16 protein-coding genes are annotated in these 18,112 nt (G+C 67.9%); 13 read left to right on the forward strand and 3 right to left on the reverse strand.

Annotated elements, in window-relative coordinates; all coding sequences use genetic code 11:
- Positions 1–171: 171 nt before the first annotated feature.
- The 3 genes from DXT74_RS10270 to DXT74_RS10280 are packed head-to-tail and all read right to left on the reverse strand — an operon-like array spanning position 172 to position 3,062.
- Positions 172–1,188: a Gfo/Idh/MocA family oxidoreductase gene (locus DXT74_RS10270; protein ID WP_194427878.1), complete on the reverse strand. Its 1,017-nt coding sequence runs from the start codon at positions 1,186–1,188 to the stop codon at positions 172–174.
- 19 nt (positions 1,189–1,207) lie between these two features.
- Positions 1,208–2,203 (reverse strand): inositol 2-dehydrogenase, encoded by a 996-nt coding sequence (gene iolG, locus DXT74_RS10275; protein WP_194427879.1) that lies wholly within the window; start codon positions 2,201–2,203, stop codon positions 1,208–1,210.
- Positions 2,196–3,062, reverse strand: a complete 867-nt coding sequence (locus DXT74_RS10280) for a MurR/RpiR family transcriptional regulator (protein ID WP_019101473.1) — start codon at positions 3,060–3,062, stop codon at positions 2,196–2,198. Before DXT74_RS10280 ends, iolG begins: the two co-directional genes overlap by 8 nt.
- 204 nt (positions 3,063–3,266) lie before the next feature.
- Here DXT74_RS10280 and DXT74_RS10285 point away from each other — a divergent pair, with 204 nt between their 5' ends.
- The 13 genes from DXT74_RS10285 (at position 3,267) to DXT74_RS10345 (ending at position 17,880) form a co-directional block, all read left to right on the forward strand.
- The gene (locus tag DXT74_RS10285; RefSeq protein ID WP_043633192.1) at positions 3,267–4,310 is read left to right on the forward strand and encodes a sugar ABC transporter substrate-binding protein; all 1,044 of its coding nucleotides are present in this window, start codon (positions 3,267–3,269) and stop codon (positions 4,308–4,310) included.
- Between the two features lie 63 nt (positions 4,311–4,373).
- Positions 4,374–5,519 (forward strand): ABC transporter permease, encoded by a 1,146-nt coding sequence (locus DXT74_RS10290; protein WP_114152106.1) that lies wholly within the window; start codon positions 4,374–4,376, stop codon positions 5,517–5,519.
- 273 nt (positions 5,520–5,792) lie between these two features.
- On the forward strand, positions 5,793–6,587 hold the full coding sequence (locus tag DXT74_RS10295; protein ID WP_194427880.1) for an ATP-binding cassette domain-containing protein: 795 nt from the start codon (positions 5,793–5,795) through the stop codon (positions 6,585–6,587).
- 14 nt (positions 6,588–6,601) lie between these two features.
- Positions 6,602–8,560, forward strand: coding sequence for a 5-dehydro-2-deoxygluconokinase (gene iolC / locus DXT74_RS10300; protein WP_194427881.1), 1,959 nt, complete (start codon positions 6,602–6,604; stop codon positions 8,558–8,560).
- The gene (gene iolD / locus DXT74_RS10305; protein ID WP_194427882.1) at positions 8,557–10,413 is read left to right on the forward strand and encodes a 3D-(3,5/4)-trihydroxycyclohexane-1,2-dione acylhydrolase (decyclizing); all 1,857 of its coding nucleotides are present in this window, start codon (positions 8,557–8,559) and stop codon (positions 10,411–10,413) included. The genes iolC and iolD overlap by 4 nt, the downstream gene beginning before the upstream one ends.
- A gap of 14 nt (positions 10,414–10,427) precedes the next feature.
- Positions 10,428–11,348, forward strand: a complete 921-nt coding sequence (gene iolE / locus DXT74_RS10310; protein ID WP_114152111.1) for a myo-inosose-2 dehydratase — start codon at positions 10,428–10,430, stop codon at positions 11,346–11,348.
- Positions 11,345–12,154, forward strand: coding sequence for a 5-deoxy-glucuronate isomerase (gene iolB / locus DXT74_RS10315; RefSeq protein WP_194427883.1), 810 nt, complete (start codon positions 11,345–11,347; stop codon positions 12,152–12,154). The genes iolE and iolB overlap by 4 nt, the downstream gene beginning before the upstream one ends.
- Positions 12,155–12,241: 87 nt before the next feature.
- Positions 12,242–13,537, forward strand: coding sequence for an aminopeptidase P N-terminal domain-containing protein (locus DXT74_RS10320; RefSeq protein WP_194427884.1), 1,296 nt, complete (start codon positions 12,242–12,244; stop codon positions 13,535–13,537).
- 43 nt (positions 13,538–13,580) lie between these two features.
- The gene (locus tag DXT74_RS10325) at positions 13,581–14,744 is read left to right on the forward strand and encodes an FAD-dependent oxidoreductase (RefSeq protein ID WP_194427885.1); all 1,164 of its coding nucleotides are present in this window, start codon (positions 13,581–13,583) and stop codon (positions 14,742–14,744) included.
- Positions 14,745–14,757: 13 nt separating this feature from the next.
- Complete coding sequence (locus tag DXT74_RS10330) at positions 14,758–15,909, forward strand: UbiH/UbiF family hydroxylase (protein ID WP_231138312.1); 1,152 nt, start codon at positions 14,758–14,760, stop codon at positions 15,907–15,909.
- A gap of 24 nt (positions 15,910–15,933) precedes the next feature.
- On the forward strand, positions 15,934–16,668 hold the full coding sequence (locus tag DXT74_RS10335; RefSeq protein ID WP_043633224.1) for a DsbC family protein: 735 nt from the start codon (positions 15,934–15,936) through the stop codon (positions 16,666–16,668).
- Between the two features lie 96 nt (positions 16,669–16,764).
- A complete protein-coding gene (locus DXT74_RS10340; protein ID WP_194427887.1) occupies positions 16,765–17,490 on the forward strand; it encodes a hypothetical protein in 726 nt (241 codons plus the stop codon).
- 129 nt (positions 17,491–17,619) lie between these two features.
- Positions 17,620–17,880 (forward strand): acyl-CoA-binding protein, encoded by a 261-nt coding sequence (locus DXT74_RS10345; protein WP_043633234.1) that lies wholly within the window; start codon positions 17,620–17,622, stop codon positions 17,878–17,880.
- The last annotated feature ends 232 nt before the right edge of the window (positions 17,881–18,112 follow it).

Below are 18,112 nucleotides of genomic sequence, written 5' to 3' on the forward strand. Positions count from 1 at the left end.
CGACGCGCAGCAGAGCGTGAACACGTTCTTAGAGCCTGTTCAAAGTCTCGCGAGCCAGAGCGAGACAAGGCGAAAATCGCTGAGAAAGCGGAGTGTACAAGTGGTACATGAGCATTTCGAAGCGGTTTTTAACGCCGTATCGCTGAAGCGCAGCAGACCTTGAGCAGGTTCTTACAACTCCACCGCCTGCCGGGTCCTCAAGGCCTCGGTAATGGCCAGGCCGATGCGGGTGGCTTCGCGGGCGTCGGCCAGGCTCAGGGCCAGCGGCTGGTCCAGGCGCGCGGCATCGACGAAATGCTGTAACTCCAGCGCGAAGGCTTCGGCGAAGCGCTGGTAGAAGTCCGTTACGCACTCGTTGCGCACGCCGTGGCGGTCGCTGATCTCCACGCGGTTGGCGCGCGGGTTGGCGCCCACGCTCAGCCGGCCCTGGGTGGCGAAGATCTCGGTCAGCGTCTCGTGGCCGTGCGCCTGAGTGCGCGAGGCGTAGAAGCAAGCCAGCTTGCCGCCCTCGAACTCGCACATCGCCACGCCGTTGTCCACATCGCCGTATTGCGCCAACGCACCGTGCACCGCGTTGACGCCGCTGGCCCACACCCGCAGCGGGCGCGGCGCGCCCAGCAGCCAGCGCGCCAGGTCGATGTCGTGGATGCTGCAATCCATGAAAATGCCGCCGCTGCTGGGCGCGAACTGCACGAAGAAGCCGCTGTCGTCGTTGAGGTCGCAAGTCTGCGAGCGCACCAGATAGGGCTGGCCCACCAGGCCTTGCGCCAGTTTGGCGGCGGCGTCCTGGTAACTGGGGTCGAAACGGCGGACGAAACCCACCATGGCCTTGAGTTCCGGGCGGTGGGCGGCGGCGCGCTCCACCCGCAGGCAATCATCCAGGTTCAGCGCCAGCGGTTTTTCGCAGAACACATGTTTACCGGCGTCCAGGCAGGCGATGATCTGCTCGGCGTGGAGGGCGGTGGGCGTGGCCAGCAGCACCGCGTCCAGCCCCGGTTCGGCCAGTAGGCCCTCCAGCGCGGCGTGGCCGGCGGCGTCGGGCAGCTCCCGCCGCGCCCAGTCCAGTTCCTCCCGCAGCGGCGAGCAGACGCCGATCACGCGCGCGCCGGCGATGCGGTCGCGCAGATTGAGCGCGTGGCGGCGGCCCAGCCGGCCCAGGCCGGCGACGCCGAGGTTCAATGTAGACATGACAAGCCCCCCTGTTGAGTTAGACCTGATCCAGTTCGACAACCCGGCCCAGCCGCCAGGAGCGGGTGGCGGCGTCGGCCAGCTCCAGCGCGCGCACGCCGTCTTCCACCGTGGTGCGCGGCGCGGCGCCGTCGCGCATCACCTCCAGGAAGTGAGCCATCTCGGCGGCGTAGGCTTGGCGGTAGCGTTCCAGAAAGAAGGGCTCGGGCAGGTCTGCGGCCACGGCGCGCTCGCCGTAGGCGGTGACCTCGGTGGGGCGGTGGTTGCCGGCTTGCAGCATGCCTCGGCTGCCCAGCACTTCAAAGCGCTGGTCGTAGCCGTAGGCGGCGCGGCGGCTGGTGTTGATCTGGCACAGCCGGCCCTGGCGGGTGCGCAGCGTCACCGCCGTGCTGTCGGCGTCACCGGCGGCGGCGATGGCCGGGTCGCTCAGCGCGCTGGCGCTGGCGTGCACGCTGACGACTTCGTCGTCCAGGATCCAGCGGCAGATGTCGAAGTCGTGGATCAGCATGTCCTTGAAGATGCCGCCGGAGCGGCGGATATAGTCCAGCGGCGGCGCGCCGGGGTCTCGGCTGGTGACGATGAGCATTTCCGGCGCGCCGATTTCGCCGGCTGCCAGCCGGGCCTTGAGCGCCGCGAACGTGGGGTCGTAGCGGCGCTGGAAGCCGATCAGGCAGGGCACGCCGGCCGTCGCCACCGCCCGCGCGCACTGGCGCGCGCGTTCCAGTTCCAGGTCCACCGGTTTTTCGCAGAAGATGGCTTTGCCGCGCGCGGCGGCGGCCAGGATCAGTTCGGCGTGGGTGTCGGTGCTGGAGGCGATGACCACGGCGCGCACTGCCGGATCGTCCAGCGCCTGTTCCGCGGAGCAGGCCTCTGCGCCGTGGACGGCGGCCAGTTCCCGCGCCGCCGGCGCATGGCTGTCCACCACGTATTTGAGCCGCATGCCCGGCAGGCGGGCGAGGTTGGCGGCGTGGATCTTGCCGATGCGGCCGGCCCCGAACAGCGCTGTGTCAATCATCGTATCCTCCAGTCTCCTTGGTTTCTTCTATGTTCAGCTCCAGCCGGCAGGCCAGCGCGATGAACAGCGCCTGGCACAGACAGATGGTGCTGGTCAGCGAACGGAAGGCGAAGGCGGAGCCTTCCCGGACCGTCAATACCGCGTCGGCCCCGCGCGCCAGCGGGCTGAGCTGGCTGTCGGTGATCACCAACTGCTTGGCCTTGTGTTGTGCCGCCACCCGCGCGCAATAGCGGCTTTCCTTGCCGTAGGGCTGGAAGCTGATGGCGATCAGCACGTCTTTTTCTCCAATGCTGCGGATCTGCTGCGGAAACATGCCGCCCAGGCCGGATAGCAAATGCACTTTTTTGGCGGTGTGCTGTAAGGCGTAGGCGATGTAGGAGGCGATGGGAAACATGCGCCGCACCCCGGCCACGTAGATGTTGTCGGCGTTCAATAGCAGCTCCACCGCTGCTTCCAGCTGCGCCTCGTCCAGCGAGGCGTCCAGCTCTTGCAGGCCTTGTTGGCAGGCGGCGATGAAGTCGCGGGTCATGCCGCCGGCGGAGCGCTGCTCGTCGCGGTTGGCGATCAGGCTCTGGATGCGCTGCCGGTAATTGGGCTGCGGCGCGCCCTGTGGCGTAAATGCGTCACGAAACAGCGCCTGCATGTCGGAAAAGCCGGCGAAGCCGAAGCGCTGGGCGAAGCGGACGATGGCGGAGGGCTGCACCTCGCAAGCCTGAGCGATGTCGGTAATGCGTTGCAGCATCAGCGTGCCCCGATGCTGCTCCACGTAAGCGGCAATTACTTTCAACTGCTTGCTCAGCGTGTCGTATTCGGCTGCGATGCGCTGCATCAATTCCTCCGCGGGGGCGGTATTGGCCATGAGCGGGCTTTCCTAAGGTTTTGGCCAGTATACGTTTTGTCCTTGTGTTCGAAAATAATTTTCTATTGAAAAACAATTTTGGAAAATTATTTGCAGAGTAGAGCGAAAGCTCTTAAGGTGATTTCACGCCCGGCGCCGACTGCGGCCGCGGCCGACACCATAGCGGGCTCCACGATGGGCCGGCGGAGAATAAGGAGGAGAGAGATGCAGCAGCGATCCTGGACTTGCAAGTGGAAGCGGGCTCTGCCCGCGGCGGCGCTGGCGCTTTGCGCGCTGGCTCAAGCCGCGCAGGCGGCCGACGCCCGCCTGGTACTGATCAGCCACGCGCCGGATTCCGACGCCTGGTGGAACACCATCAAGAACGCCATCAAGCAGGCCGGCGAGGATTTCAACGTGCAGGTGGATTACCGCAATCCGCCCAACGGCGACCTGGCCGACATGGCGCGGCTGATCGAGCAGGCGGCGGCGCGGCGGTACGACGGCGTGATCGCCAGCATTGCCGATTACGACGTGCTGAAGCGGCCGCTGGGCCAGGTGGTGGCCAAGAAAATCCCGCTGATTACCATCAATTCCGGCACCGTAAAGCAAAGCGAAAGCCTGGGCGCGGCCCTGCACGTCGGCCAGCCGGAATACGACGCCGGCTTCGATTCCGGCAAGCAGGCCAAGGCCGCGGGCATCAAGACCTTTCTCTGCGTCAACCACTACGCCACCAACCCGGCCTCTTTCGAGCGCTGCAAGGGCTTCGCCGACGCCATCGGCGCCGATGTACGCAAATCCACGCTGGACGCCGGCGACGACCCCACCGGCATCGAGAGCAAGGTCAGCGCCTATCTGCGCAACAACCCCGGCACACAAGCGATGCTGACTTTGGGGCCAACCTCGGCCAGCCCCTCGATCAAGGCGGTGAAGAAGATGGGCCTGGCCGGCAAGCTTTACTTCGCCACCTTCGACCTGTCCGAGGACATCTCCAAGGCGATCAAGGACGGCACCATCAAGTTCGCCATCGACCAGCAGCCCTATCTGCAGGGCTATATCCCGGTAGCGGCCTTGGCCATCATGAAACGCGACAAGACCACGGACCCGGCCAAGGTGGAAGCCGCGCTCAAGGCCAGCCCCAAGTTCCAGGCCAGGCTGAAGGAGTACGGGCTGGCGCCCCTCTACAAGGGCCGCCACATCAACTCCGGCCCCGGTTTCGTCACCAAGGACAATATCGCCAAGGTGGAGAAGTACGCCGGGCAGTACCGCTAGCCGCCGTTTTCCGATGGATCTGACGCCCGGCGCCGCGACGGTTCCGAGGCGGGGAGCATAGCAATGAGCATGAGCAAGGCCAGCCCGGGCAAGGCCGCGGGCATCCGTATGGCGCCGCCCGGCGACGATGAAAGAGTGCGGCGGCTGTCGCTGTTCGACCGGCTGATGGGCCGGCCGGAATTCGCCGCCGTCGCCGGCGCGGTGCTGGTGTTCGTGGTGTTCGGCGTGGGCGCAGGCGGTTCCGGCATGTTCGCGGTGGACGGCATCGTCAACTGGTCGCAGGTGGCGGCCTATCTCGGCATCATCGCCATCGGCGCCTGCCTGCTGATGATAGCCGGCGAGTTCGATCTGAGCCTGGGCTCGATGATAGGCTTCGCCGGCATGATGGTGGCGATTCCGCCGCTGTACTTCGGCTGGCCGTTCTGGCTGGCCATCCTGTTCGCCTTCGCCGGCTCGCTGGCGGTGGGCTGGCTCAACGGCTATCTGGTGCTCAAAACCCGGTTGCCGTCCTTCATCGTCACCCTGGCTTTTCTCTTCATCCTGCGCGGCCTGACGCTGGCGCTGTCCATCCTGTTCGCCAACCGCACCATCGTCAGCGGCGTCGGCGACCTGGCGGCGGCGGACCCGCTGGCGCAATGGCTGTTTGTCGGCCATGTCGGCGCCGGCCTGTTCCACTGGCTGGCCGGCATCGGCGCCATCGCCTCCCTGCCGGACGGCGGCGCGGCGGCGGCCGGCGTGCCCAAGGTGCTGTTGTGGTGGCTGGCGTTGGCGGGGATTGCGGCCTTTGTGCTGGCGCGCACCCGGATCGGCAACTGGATCTTCGCCGCCGGCGGCGACGCCAACGCGGCCAAGAACGTGGGGGTGCCGGTCAAGCAGGTGAAGATAGGCCTGTTCATGTTCACCGCCTTTTGCGCCTGCTTGTTCGCGGTGCTGCAAGTGTGCGACGTGGGCTCCGCCGCCGCCGACCGCGGCCTGCAAAAGGAGTTCGAGGCCATCATCGCCGCGGTGATAGGCGGCTGTCTGCTCACCGGCGGCTACGGCTCGGTGGTGGGCGCCTGTGTCGGCGCGCTGATCTTCGGCGTGGTGCAGATCGGCATTACCTACACCAATATCAACTCCGACTGGTTCCGCGTCTTCCTCGGCCTGATGCTGTTGATGGCGGTGTTGTTCAATCACTATGTCCGACGCCGCGTGACGGAGGCCAAATGAGAGCCGACCCTCGATCCGCTGCGCGTCATCGATACGGCGTTGGAAACCGCTTCGAAATGCTCATGTACCAACCGTACATTCCGCTTTCTCAGCCGTTTTCGCCTTGTCTCGCTCTAACTCGCGAGCTCGTGAACCGGCTCTGGGTCACAACCGGCAAAATCCCTGCGGCCGCGTTGCGCTTCCTTGCCGTACTCGATGCACTGTCCGCGTCGGCGCGCCTTGCCGCGGCCGCAGCCCCGAACAACCCTGGCCAGCGGCCGCAAGGAGTCGAATATGAAATCGCGTGACGACTACATCCTGGAGCTGGATCAGGTCAGCAAGACCTTCGGCTCGGTGATCGCCTTGCAGAAGGTGGATCTGCAACTGCGCCGCGGCGAGGTGCATTGCCTGCTGGGCGACAACGGCGCCGGCAAGTCCACGCTGATCAAGACCCTGGCCGGCGTGCACCGGCCCAGCGGCGGCGACTACCGGGTGGACGGACAGCCGGTGCGCTTCGAATCGCCGCGCCAGGCGCTGGATTTGGGCATCGCCACCGTCTACCAGGATCTGGCCCTGGTGCCGCTGATGTCGGTGGCGCGCAATTTCTTCCTGGGGCGGGAGCCGTTGAAGAAGTGGCTGGGCTTGCTGCCGGTGCTGGATCTGGAACTGGCCGGCGAAGTGGCGCGCGACAAGCTGGCGGAAATGGGCATCCACATCCGCGATCCCCACCAGGCGATAGGCACTTTGTCCGGCGGCGAAAAGCAATGCCTGGCCATCGCCCGTGCCATTCACTTCGGCGCGAGGGTGCTGATCCTGGACGAGCCCACCGCCGCGCTGGGCGTCAAGCAGAGCGTCAATGTGCTAAAGCTGATTTCCAAGGCGCGCGAGAAGGGCATCTCGGTGATCTTCATCACCCACAACGTCAACCACGCTTATCCGATAGGTGACCGCTTCACCCTGCTCAACCGCGGCCGTTCGCTGGGCACTTACGCCAAGGACTCGGTCAGCAAGGAGGAAGTGCTGGACATGATGGCCGGCGGCGCGGAAATGCAGAAACTGATGGCCGAGCTGGACGGCGTCCATATCTGAAAGGTAGATCTAGCATGCAAAACACCACCCGTTTCGCCAGCGGCCGCGACCGCGACCTGGTCTGCCTGGGCCGGCTGGCGGTGGACCTGTACGCGCAGCAGTTGGGCGCGCCGCTGGAAGACGCGGCCAGCTTCGCCAAATATCTGGGCGGCTCCTCCGCCAACATCGCCTTCGGCGCGGCCCGGCTGGGCTTGAAGTCGGCGATGCTGTCCCGCGTCGGCGACGAACAGATGGGCCGCTTTCTGCTCAACACCCTGCGCGCCGAAGGCTGCGATGTCAGCCAGGTGAGGGTGGACCCGGAGCGGCTGACCGGCCTGACCCTGCTGGGCATCAAGGATCGCGATACTTTTCCCTTGCTGTTTTACCGCGAAAACTGCGCCGACATGGCGCTCAGCGCCGATGACATCGACGAGGGCTTTATCGCAGGCAGCCGGGCTTTGCTGATCACCGGCACCCATTTGTCACGGCCCGGAGTGGAGGCGGCCAGCCGCCGCGCACTGCAATACGCGCGCCGCCACGACGCGCGCACGGTGCTGGACATCGACTACCGGCCGGTGCTGTGGGGCCTGGCCGGCCGCGGCGACGGCGAAACCCGCTACATCGCCAGCGCCGAGGTCAGCGCCCATTTGCAGAGCCTGCTCTCCGAGTTCGACCTCATCGTCGGCACTGTGGAGGAGTTTCTGATCGCCGGCGGCGAGGCCGAGCTGATGCCGGCCTTGGCCCGAGTGCGCGCGCTGAGCCAGGCGGTGCTGGTGGTCAAGCTGGGGCCCTTGGGTTGCGCGGTGATTCCCGGCGAAGTGCCGGCGCGCATCGAGGAGGCCTTCAGCGTGGCCGGCGCGGAAGTGGACGTGATGAATGTATTGGGCGCCGGCGACGCCTTCCTGGCCGGTTTCCTGTCCGTCTGGCTGCGCGGCGGCGACTACGCCGAATGCTGCCGCCGCGCCAATGCCTGCGGCGCGCTGGTGGTGTCGCGCCACGGCTGCGCGCCGGCGATGCCGACCCCGGCCGAGCTGGAGCGCTTTCTCGCCGCGCCGACGCGGCGGCCGGGCGAGGACGCGGCCCTGAGCCGGCTGCACCGGGTCAGCACGGCGCGGCCGCGTTGGGACGAGTTGTGCGTGTTCGCCTTCGACCATCGCAGTCAGTTCTTTGAGCTGGCGCGCGCGGCGGGCGCGGACGAGGCGCGGCTGCCGCGTTTGAAACAGCTGCTGGTGCAAGCGGTGGCCGGCGTGGAGCAGTGCTTGGGCCTGCGCGGGCGGGTGGGGGTGCTGATAGACGAGCGCTACGGCGCCGACGCGCTGTACGCCGCCACCGGCCGCGGTTGGTGGGTGGGCCGGCCGGTGGAGCTGCCAGGGTCCAATCCGCTGGTGTTCGAGCAAGGCCGAGCGATGGCCGGCGCGCTGGCCGCCTGGCCGCGCGAGCACGTGATCAAATGCCTGGTCCAGTACCACCCGGACGATGCGCTGGACAACCGGCTGGAACAGGAAGCGCAGATCCGCGCGCTCTACGACGCCGCCCAGGCCAGCGGACACGAACTGTTGCTGGAAATCATTCCGCCCAAGGATTTGCCGCGCGCGGACGACACCGTCTACCGCGTGCTCAAGCGCTTGTACAACCTGGGCATCTATCCGGACTGGTGGAAGCTGGAGCCGCCCGCCGCCGCGCAGTGGCCGGCGCTGGACGCGCTGATCGCCGAGCGCGACCCCTATTGCCGAGGCGTGGTGCTGCTGGGCTTGAACGCGCCCTTGGACGCGCTGCGCCGGGGCTTTGCCGCTGCGCGCGCCAGCCGCAGTTGCCGCGGCTTCATGGTGGGTCGCAGCCTGTTTCAGCGGCCGGCCGAGCGCTGGCTTGCGGGCGAGATCGACGACGCCGGCCTGGTGGCCGAGGCCGGCGCCCGATTCACTGAACTGGTGGCGGTCTGGCGCGAGGAACGCGGCACGGCCGGCCGCGCCCTTAGCGAGGAGGGCGCGCGATGAGCACGATTCGCTTAACCATGGCCCAGGCGCTGGTGCGCTACCTGGCCGCGCAGCGGGTGGAGCTGGACGGCGAGGAGCTGTCGCTGTTCGCCGGGGTGTGGGCCATCTTCGGCCACGGCAACGTCGCCGGCCTGGGCGAGGCGCTGCAGCAGGCCGGCGACAGCCTGCCCACCTGGCGCGCCCACAATGAGCAAGGCATGGCTCATGCCGCCATCGCCTACGCCAAAGCCCATTTCCGCCGCCGGATGATGGCGGTGACCAGCTCCATCGGCCCCGGCGCCACCAACCTAGTCACCGCCGCGGCGCTGGCCCACGTCAACCGGCTGCCGCTGCTGCTCTTGCCCGGCGATGTGTTCGTGTCGCGCGCGCCGGACCCGGTGCTGCAGCAATTGGAAGCGCCGCAGGATGGCACCTTGTCGGTCAACGACTGCCTGCGGCCGGTGTCGCGCTATTTCGACCGCATCGTCCACCCGGCGCAGCTGCTCACGGCATTGCCGCGCGCGCTGGCGGTGCTGACCGACCCGGCGCAGTGCGGGCCGGCCACGCTGGCGCTGCCGCAGGACGTGCAGACCATGGCTTGGGACTATCCGACGGACTGGTTCCGGCCGAGGCGGTGGCGCATCGCCGCGCCGCCGCCGGAAACGGATGCGCTGGAACGGGCTGCGCGGGCGCTGGCCGCGGCGCGGCGGCCGCTTATCGTGGCCGGCGGCGGCGTGCTCTACAGCGCCGGCGGCGCGGCGGCCTTGCGCGCCTTCGCCGAGCGCCACGGCGCGCCGGTGGCCGAAACCCAGGCCGGCAAGAGCGCCTTGCCCTGGGACCACCCGCTGCAACTGGGCGCAATCGGCGTCACCGGCTCGCCGGCCGCCAACCGGCTGGCGGAACAGGCCGATCTGGTGCTGGCCCTGGGCACCCGCTTGCAGGATTTCAGCACCGGCTCCGGGCAGTTGTTTCGTCAGGCGCGGCTGCTCAGCGTCAACGTCAACGCGCTGGACGGGATCAAGGCCGACGCCGTGGCTTTGACCGGCGACGCCGCCTTGTGCCTGGAGGCGCTGTCGGCGCGGCTGGACGGCTGGCGTGCAGACGCCGGCTGGAGCGCCGAGGCGCGCGCGCTGGCCGAGGACTGGCGCGCGGAGACGGCGCGCGTCACCAGCCAGCGACAGCCTCACGGCCTGCCTTACGATGGCGAGGTGATCGGCGCCGTGCAGCGCCACCCCGGCTCCGAGCGCGACGACATCGTGGTCTGCGCCGCCGGCACCCTGCCGGCAGAACTGCACAAGCTGTGGCGCGCGGCGACGCCGGGCGGCTACCACCTGGAATACGGCTATTCCTGCATGGGCTATGAAATCGCCGGCGGTTTGGGCGTGAAGATAGCGCGGCCAGAGCGCGAAGTCATCGTGATGGTGGGGGACGGCAGTTATCTGATGATGAACAGCGAATTGGCGACCTCGGTCATGCTGGACCGGAAGCTGATCGTGGTGGTGCTGGACAACCGAGGCTACGGCTGCATCAACCGCTTGCAGCAAGCCTGCGGGGGCGCGCCGTTCAACAATCTGCTGGAGGACTGCCGCCAGGGCCGCCACGGCGCGCCGAGGGTGGACTTTGCCGCTCACGCGCGTGCTTTGGGAGCCGAGGCCGAGCATGTGTCCGACATCGCCGGCCTGGAGGCGGCGCTGGTCCGTGCCCGTGCCGCCGAGCGCAGCTATCTGATCGTGATCGACACCGATCCGGCGCGCACCACCGAGGCCGGCGGCTGCTGGTGGGAGGTGGCGGTGCCGGAGGTGTCGGAACGGGCCGAGGTCCGCGCCGCGCGCCAGGCTTATGAAGACCGGCTGCGCCGGCGTCAATACGAATAGCGGGGAACAAGGCAATGCATGCATTCGATGTGAAAATCGGCATTAATCCGATCTCCTGGAGCAATGACGACCTGCCGTCGCTGGGCGGCGAGATTTCGCTGGAGCAGGCGCTGGCCGAAGGCGCGGCCATAGGCTACCGAGGTTTTGAACTGGGCAATAAATTCCCGCGTCAACCGGAGGCGCTGGCGGCGGCGTTGGCGCCGCACGGCCTGCAATGCGTGTCCGGCTGGCATTCCGGCCGGCTGGCCGAGCGCGGCGTGGACGCGGAAATCGCCGCGGCGGAGCCGCATGTGCGTTTGCTGGCCGCCAGCGGCTGCCGGGTGATGGTCTACGGCGAGGTGGCGCAGGCGATACAGGGCCAGCCTAGGCCCTTGAGCCAGCGGCCGCGCTTTGGCTCGGAGCGGCAATGGCGGGATTACGGCGAGCGGTTGAACGCCTTCGGCCGCCATCTGCAAAGCCACGGCCTGACGCTGGCTTACCACCACCATATGGGCGCTTACGTCGAAACCCCGGACGATGTGGACGCGCTGATGGCGGTCACCGGCCCGGAAGTGGGCCTGCTGTTCGACAGCGGCCACATCGCCTTCGCCGGGGGCGAACCGTTGGCGGTGCTGCGCCGTCATATCGGCCGCGTGGTCCACGTTCATTGCAAGGACATCCGCCCGCAGGTGGCGCGGCTGGCGCGCAACCGAGGTTGGAGCTTCCTGGAAGCGGTGCTCAACGGCGTGTTCACCGTGCCCGGCGACGGCGTCATCGATTTTGAAGCCCTGCTGCGCGCGCTGGCCGAGCACGGCTATCGCGGCTGGCTGGTGGTGGAGGCGGAACAGGACCCGGTGGTGGCGCCCAGCTACCGCTACGCCGAGCTGGGCTTTCGCACCCTGGCCGGCCTGGTGGCCGCCATACGCGCCGGCGCGCCGGAAAGGAGCTGCGCATGAATCAGCCTGATTTGCGGGTTAGAGCGGCGGCCGGCCGTGTCGCCGCCGATGTGACGCCGGCCTCCGCCGGCTGGCGACATGTCGGTTTCCGCGCCTTGCGCCTGGCCGACGGCGAGTCCGAGGACTGGCTGCAAGCAGAGCGGGAGTGCTGCGTGGTGGTGCTGGCCGGCGTGGTCGACCTTGTCGCCGGCGACCAGCGCTGGCCAGGCGTGGGGGGGCGCGCCGACGTATTCGACGGGCAAGCGCCGTGGGCGGCCTACATCCCCGCCGGCTGCCCGCTGCGCGTCGTCGCCCGTGGGGCGGCCGAAGTAGCGTTGTGCTCGGCGCCGGGCCGCCCGCTCAGCCGTCCGCCGCGGCTGATCCCGCCCCAGGACATGGCGCAGAGCGTGCGCGGGCAGGGCGCCAACACTCGCTACGTCACCGACATCCTGCCGCAGCAGGCCGAGGCGGACAGCCTACTGGTGGTGGAAGTGCGCACCCCGTCCGGCCATTCATCCAGCTATCCGCCGCACAAGCACGACCGCGACGCGCTGCCGGCGGAGAGCCAACTGGAGGAAACCTATTACCACCGGGTAAGCCCGGCGCAGGGCTTTGTGTTCCAGCGCGTCTACACGGACGAGCGGGATCTGGATCAGTCCCACGCGGTGGAGGACGGCGATGTGGTGCTGGTGCCGCGCGGCTACCACCCGGTGTGCGTGCCCCACGGCTACGAATCCTACTACCTCAACGTGATGGCCGGGCCGCGCCGCGAATGGCGCTTCCACAACGACCCGGCGCATGAGTGGATGTTGTCCACCGCCACTTGAAGCGCGGCGGCGGGGCTTGGGTTGGCGCGGGCGGCGGTGTAAACTGCCGCATTTACGACCGCGCCGGTCTCTTGCCTGGATTCCGCCATGCCCACGCCTCATGCCGCCCGCCGCGCCCGCCTGCTGTCCGCCCTGGGCGACGCCGTCGCGGTGCTGCCCACCGCGCCGGAAGCGGTGCGCAACGCCGATAATTTCTATCCCTATCGCCCAGACAGCCATTTCCTGTACCTGACCGGCTTCCCCGAACCGGAAGCGGTGCTGGTCCTGGACGGCCGCAGCGGCAAGTCCATCCTGTTCTGCCGCGACAAGAATCCGGACATGGAAATCTGGGAAGGCTTCCGCCACGGGCCGCAGGCGGCTGCCGAGGCTTTCGGCTTCGACGAGGCTTATCCCGTCGCAGAGCTGGACGCGCGGATGCTGGAGCTGCTGTCCGGCTGCGGCCGGCTGTGCTGGAGCCTGGGCCGCGACGCCAAGTTCGACACGCGTGTCAACGGCTGGCTGGACAGCCTGCGCCAGCGCGCCTACCACGGCGCGCCCGCGCCCAGCTGCTATGGCGACGTGCACGCGCTGCTGGACGAGATGCGCTTGATCAAGGACGACAGCGAGATTGCGCTGCTGCGCCGCGCCGGCGAGATTTCCGCCGCCGGTCATGTGCAGGCGATGCGCGCCACCCGGCCCGGCCTGCATGAATACCAGATCGAGGCGGAAATCCTGCACGCCTTCGTCAGCCGCGGCGCGCGCCAGCCCTCCTACGAGAGCATCGTCGCCGGCGGCGCCAATGCCTGCACTCTGCATTACTGCGCCAACAACGGCCTGCTGCGCGATGGCGAGATGCTGTTGATCGACGCCGGCTGCGAGCTGGAAGGCTACGCCGGCGACATCACCCGCAGCTTCCCGATCAACGGCCGCTTCAGCGGCCCGCAGCGCGATGTCTACGAAGTGGTGCTGGCGGCGCAGACGGCGGCCATCGCCGCGCTGGGCCCCAATGTGCCCTGGAACGCGTCCGGCGACGCCGCGCTGGCGGTGCTGGCTCAGGGCATGCTGGACCTGGGGCTGCTGCAAGGCAGCGTGGACGGGGTGATCGAATCCGGCGCTTACCGTCAGTTCTACATGCACGGCATCGGGCATTTGATCGGCCTGGACGTGCACGATGTGGGCGCGCGCAAGCGCAACGGCCTGTGGCGCGCTTACCAGCCCGGCATGTGCGTGACGGTGGAGCCGGGCTTGTACATCCGCCCGGCGGACGGCGTGCCGGCGGCCTTGCACAATATCGGCGTGCGCATAGAGGACGATGTGCTGATTACCGAGCAGGGCTGCGAGGTCTATACCGGCGGTGTGCCCAAGCAAATTGATCAGATCGAAGCGCTGATGAACGAGAATTGAGTATCCGGAGCCTGGATCCCGAGGAAACAGGAAGGAAGCAGACATGCAGCAACAGACAAATGAACATGCGGACGTGGTGATCATAGGCGGCGGTCCGGTGGGGGCGCTGGCCGCGCTGCGGCTGGCGCGCGCCGGCCGCGAGGTGACGCTGGTGGAGGCCCGAGGCCGCGACGAGGCGGTGCGCGACGCGCGCGCGCTGGCGCTGTCCTGGCACAGCCGCGAGCTGCTGCGCGAAGCCGGCGCCTGGCCGGAGGATTTGCCGGCGTCCTTGATCGACAGCGTGCACGTGTCGCAGCAAGGCGCTTGCGGCCGCACCCTGTTGCAAGGCGAGGATGTGGGCCTGCCGCACTTGGGCGCGGTGGTGGACTATCCGGCGCTGGTGGCGGCGCTGGGCGGCGCGCTGGAGCGCGCCGGCGTGCGCGTGCTGTGGCGCCACCGGGTGCGGACGGTCAAGAGCCTCAGTCATTACGCGGTGGTGACGGTGACGTCCGACGCCGGCGAGAGCGTGTTGACCTGCCGGCTGGCGGTGATGGCCGAAGGCGGCGCGCTGGCGGAAAGCCTGCCCGGCGTCAAGCGCCTGAGCCACGATTACCGCCAGTGCGCGGTGCTGGCCGAGGTGCGCACCGAATTGCCGCCCAAGGGCGTGGCTTATGAGCGCTTCGCCCATGACGGGCCGTTGGCCCTGTTGCCTCACGGCGACGCTTATATGTTGGTGTGGACCCGCAGCGCCGAGGACGCCGCCCGCTTGCAGGCGGCGGACGACGCCGAGGTAGCCGCCGCTTTGCAGCACGCCTTCGGCGAGCGCCAGGGCCGCATTCTGAGCGTGGGGCCGCGCGCGGCGTTCCCGCTGACGCTGAAGCAGCTCAACCGCGTGGTCAGCGGCCGGGTGGCGATGATAGGCAACGCCGCGCAAACCATGCACCCGGTGGCGGCGCAGGGCTTGAATCTGGGCCTGCGCGACGCCGCCGGCCTCAGCGAGGCGCTGGCGGGCGCGGCCGACCCCGGCGACGCCGCCGCGCTGGCGGCCTACGCCGCGTCGCGACGGGTGGACAGCCACGCGGTGGTGGGTTTCACCCATGGTTTGATTAAATTATTCGATGGCCATCATCCGGTGGTCAGCGCCATGCGCAGCGTCGGCCTCAGCGCGCTGGACGCGCTGCCGCCGCTGCGGCGCAAGTTCGCCAGCCATCTGGTGTTCGGCGTGTGATGGGAGAGCGAGCGTGAAAGCATGGCAGTACGATGTGATCGTCGTGGGCGGCGGCCTGGTGGGCGCCAGCCTGGCGCTGGCCTTGGACCGCGCCGGCAAGCGAGTGGCCTTGCTCGAAGGGCGGCCGCCTCGGCTCGATGGGCTGGAGCAGGGCTGGGACGCGCGCATCTACGCGGTAAGTCCGGCTAACCGCCGCTTCCTGGAGAGCCTGGACGGCTGGCCCGGCGCCGAGCGCCTGGGGGCGATTGAAGCGATGGACGTGCGGGGCGACGCCGGCGGCCGGATTCAGTTCGCCGCCAGCGACGCCGGCGAGCCGGCGCTGGCCTGGATTGCCGAAAACCGCTGGCTGCTGGCCGCGCTGTGGCGGCGTCTGGCGGCGTCCGGCGTTGATTGTCTGCCGGGGCTTAAGCCGCAGGCGCTGAGCGCCGACGCGCTCGGCGCGGCATTGACGCTGGACGACGGCCGCCGGCTGAGCGCCGCGCTGCTGGTCGGCGCCGACGGCGCCAACTCCTGGGTGCGAGAGCAGGCCGGCCTGGCCGCCAGCGTCAAGCCTTACGGCCAGAGCGGGGTGGTGGCCAATTTCGACTGCGAACGCCCGCACGGCGGCGTGGCGCGGCAGTGGTTCACCGGCGGCGACATCCTTGCCTGGCTGCCTATGGCCGGGAACCGAATTTCCATGGTGTGGTCAAGCTCTGATCCCGCGCGTTTGCTGGAGCTGCCTCCGGAGCAACTGGCGGAGACAGTGGCCGCCGCCGGAGGACGGGCGCTGGGCGAATTGGCCGTCATCACCCCCGCGGCGGCGTTCCCGTTGCGCTTGATCCAGCCGGAGCGAGTGGCGGCGGAGCGGGTGGTGCTGGTGGGCGACGCCGCCCACACGGTGCACCCCCTGGCCGGCCAGGGGGTGAATCTGGGCTTCCAGGACGCGGCGCAATTGGCCGCCTTGCTGGTCGGCGAGCGCGACGCCGGAGACTGGATGCTGCTGCGTCGTTACGAGCGCCAGCGGCGCGAAGCGGTAAAAACCATGCAGCTAGGCTGCGATGGCCTGTTTCAGCTGTTCCAGGCCAAGGCGCCCGGTTTGTCCTGGCTGCGCAATACCGGCTTGAACCTGACCAATTCCCTGAAGCCTTTGAAGCGGCAATTCGCTCGCCAGGCAATTGGCTACTGAACCTTCCCTTGAGGATAAAGATTGATGAAGAAGAACCTGAAGTCCCTGGCGCTGGGCGCCTCCCTGATGATGGCGCTGGCCGCTTGCTCGCAAGCCGCCGGCAGCGGCAATGCCGGCGATGTGAAGAAGGCGTTCGAAGGCCGCTTCCCCGGCAAACCGGTCAAGGCGGTGACCGCCACGCCGGTGAAGGGCATCTACGAGGTGGTGGTGGACAATAAGCAGGTGGTGTACACCAATGCGGACGCCAGCTATCTCTTCGTCGGCGATCTGATCGATGCGGTGAAGAAGGAAAGCCTGACCGAGAAGAAAATGGCCGAGCTGAACAAAGTGGACTTCAAGGCTCTGCCGTTCGAATACGCGTTGAAGGAAGTGCGCGGCAAGGGCGAGCGCAAGCTGGCGGTGTTCTCCGACCCGGACTGCCCGTTCTGCAAGAAGCTGGAGCGCGAAGGCCTGAAGAATCTGGACAATGTCACCATCTACACCTTCCTCTACCCCTTGACCCAACTGCACCCGGACGCGATGCGCAAGTCCAAGCAGATCTGGTGCTCGCCCGACAAAGTGGCGGCCTGGTCCGGCTTCATGCGCGATGGCAAGCCGCTGACTGGTCCGGACAATTGCGACACTCCGCTGGAAAAGATTCAGCAACTGGGCGAGAAGCTTGGCATCACCGGCACGCCGGGCCTGATCTTCGCCAACGGCCAGCTGGTGCCGGGCGCGATCGATGCCGACGATATCGAGAAGCTGCTCAACGCCAAGTGAGCGCATGAAGACATGCGCCGCTAAGCGATTTGCCACGGCCTGTTCCTGCGTCCACGCGACGCCGGCTCAGGCCGTTGCCGCGCCTGGAGCGCGGCGATGACGGCGCGGCTGGGCTGGGAGGCGCGCTGGCGCGGCCTGTCCAACGGCGACCGCGTCTTGCTGGGCCTATCGTTTTCGCTGGCCGTGCATAGCCTGGCTTTTTTCGTTCCGTGGCCGGTGGGCGGCGCGCACGGCGAACCGGCGGGACTGAGCGTGCGCCTGACGGCGGGGAAGCCGGCGGACAGGCCGCCGCCGCGGCTGGAGCCGGCCGCCGCGCCGCCGGCATGGACCGCGCCGCGGGCGGAGCAGACCTTGCCGGAGGCGGCGCTTGAGGCGGAACCAGAGCCGGCGCCTAGACCGAGTGCCTCGGCGCCCGCCGCCGAGCTTCCCGCCGCGGCGTCGGCGCCCCTTGCGGAAGCCGCGCAGCCGGGGGACGAACTGCCGCAGCGTCTGGGCTTGGATCTGTACTATCCGGCCAGCCAGCTGGAGCAACTGGCCGTGCCGCTGCAGCCGATCGAACTGCCTGAACTGGCCGATTTGACGGGGGGGGCGATCCGGATCGAATTGCGCGTCTATATCAATGAACGGGGCGAAGTGGATGCGGTGCAATGGGTCAGCGCCCAGCCGGCCGGCAGCGAACAGCCCTTGCTCAAGCATTTTAGTCAGGCGGTGTTTTCACCCGCGCGCAAGGACGGCATCGCGGTGAAGAGCTATAAACGTATTTTGATCGAGTCCGAACCTGGCGACGGAACGGCTTCGCCGCCGCAGCCTGGACAGCGCTGACGGCGTGGGCCTGCGGGCTGACCGCAGCGCGGGTTCGTGGTAAATTCCGCTCTCCGGCACTGGCTGCCGGCGGCTAACATCTCCAATCAGGGGCGCACCAACGTCCCGGTCTTCAACAAAGGAATTCCCATGTCTGATCTGCAGACTCTGTTCACCCAGGCCCAGGCCGATGTCAAGACCCTGTCCGAGCGTCCGGACAACCAGACGCTGTTGCAACTGTACGCGCTGTTCAAACAGGCGACCGAAGGCGACGCTACCGGTGAACGCCCGGGCATGATGGACTTCATCAACCGCGCCAAGTTCGACGCCTGGGAAAAGCTGAAGGGCAAGGGCAGCGACGAGGCCAAGCAGGAATACGTGGACGTGGTGAAGCGCCTGCTGGAAGAGTAAGCCGGCCGCGGCCGACCCCTGCCGCCGAAACGGAGCGCCTGCGGGCGGCGCCGTTTTCGGCGGCGAACCGGCACCAGACTAGCGTGCCGATTTTTTTAGAACCTGTTCAAAGTCTGCAGAGCGTTGCCGATACGGCGAGCGTGTTTTCGAAACGCTCATGCGCCGTCGGCGCAATCCGCTATTTCCGCCGCAGCGCCTTGTCTCGCCCTTGCCCGCGAGGCTTTGAACAGGC

Source organism: Chromobacterium sp. Rain0013, assembly GCF_015291765.1.
GTDB classification, from domain to species: Bacteria; Pseudomonadota; Gammaproteobacteria; order Burkholderiales; family Chromobacteriaceae; genus Chromobacterium; species Chromobacterium haemolyticum.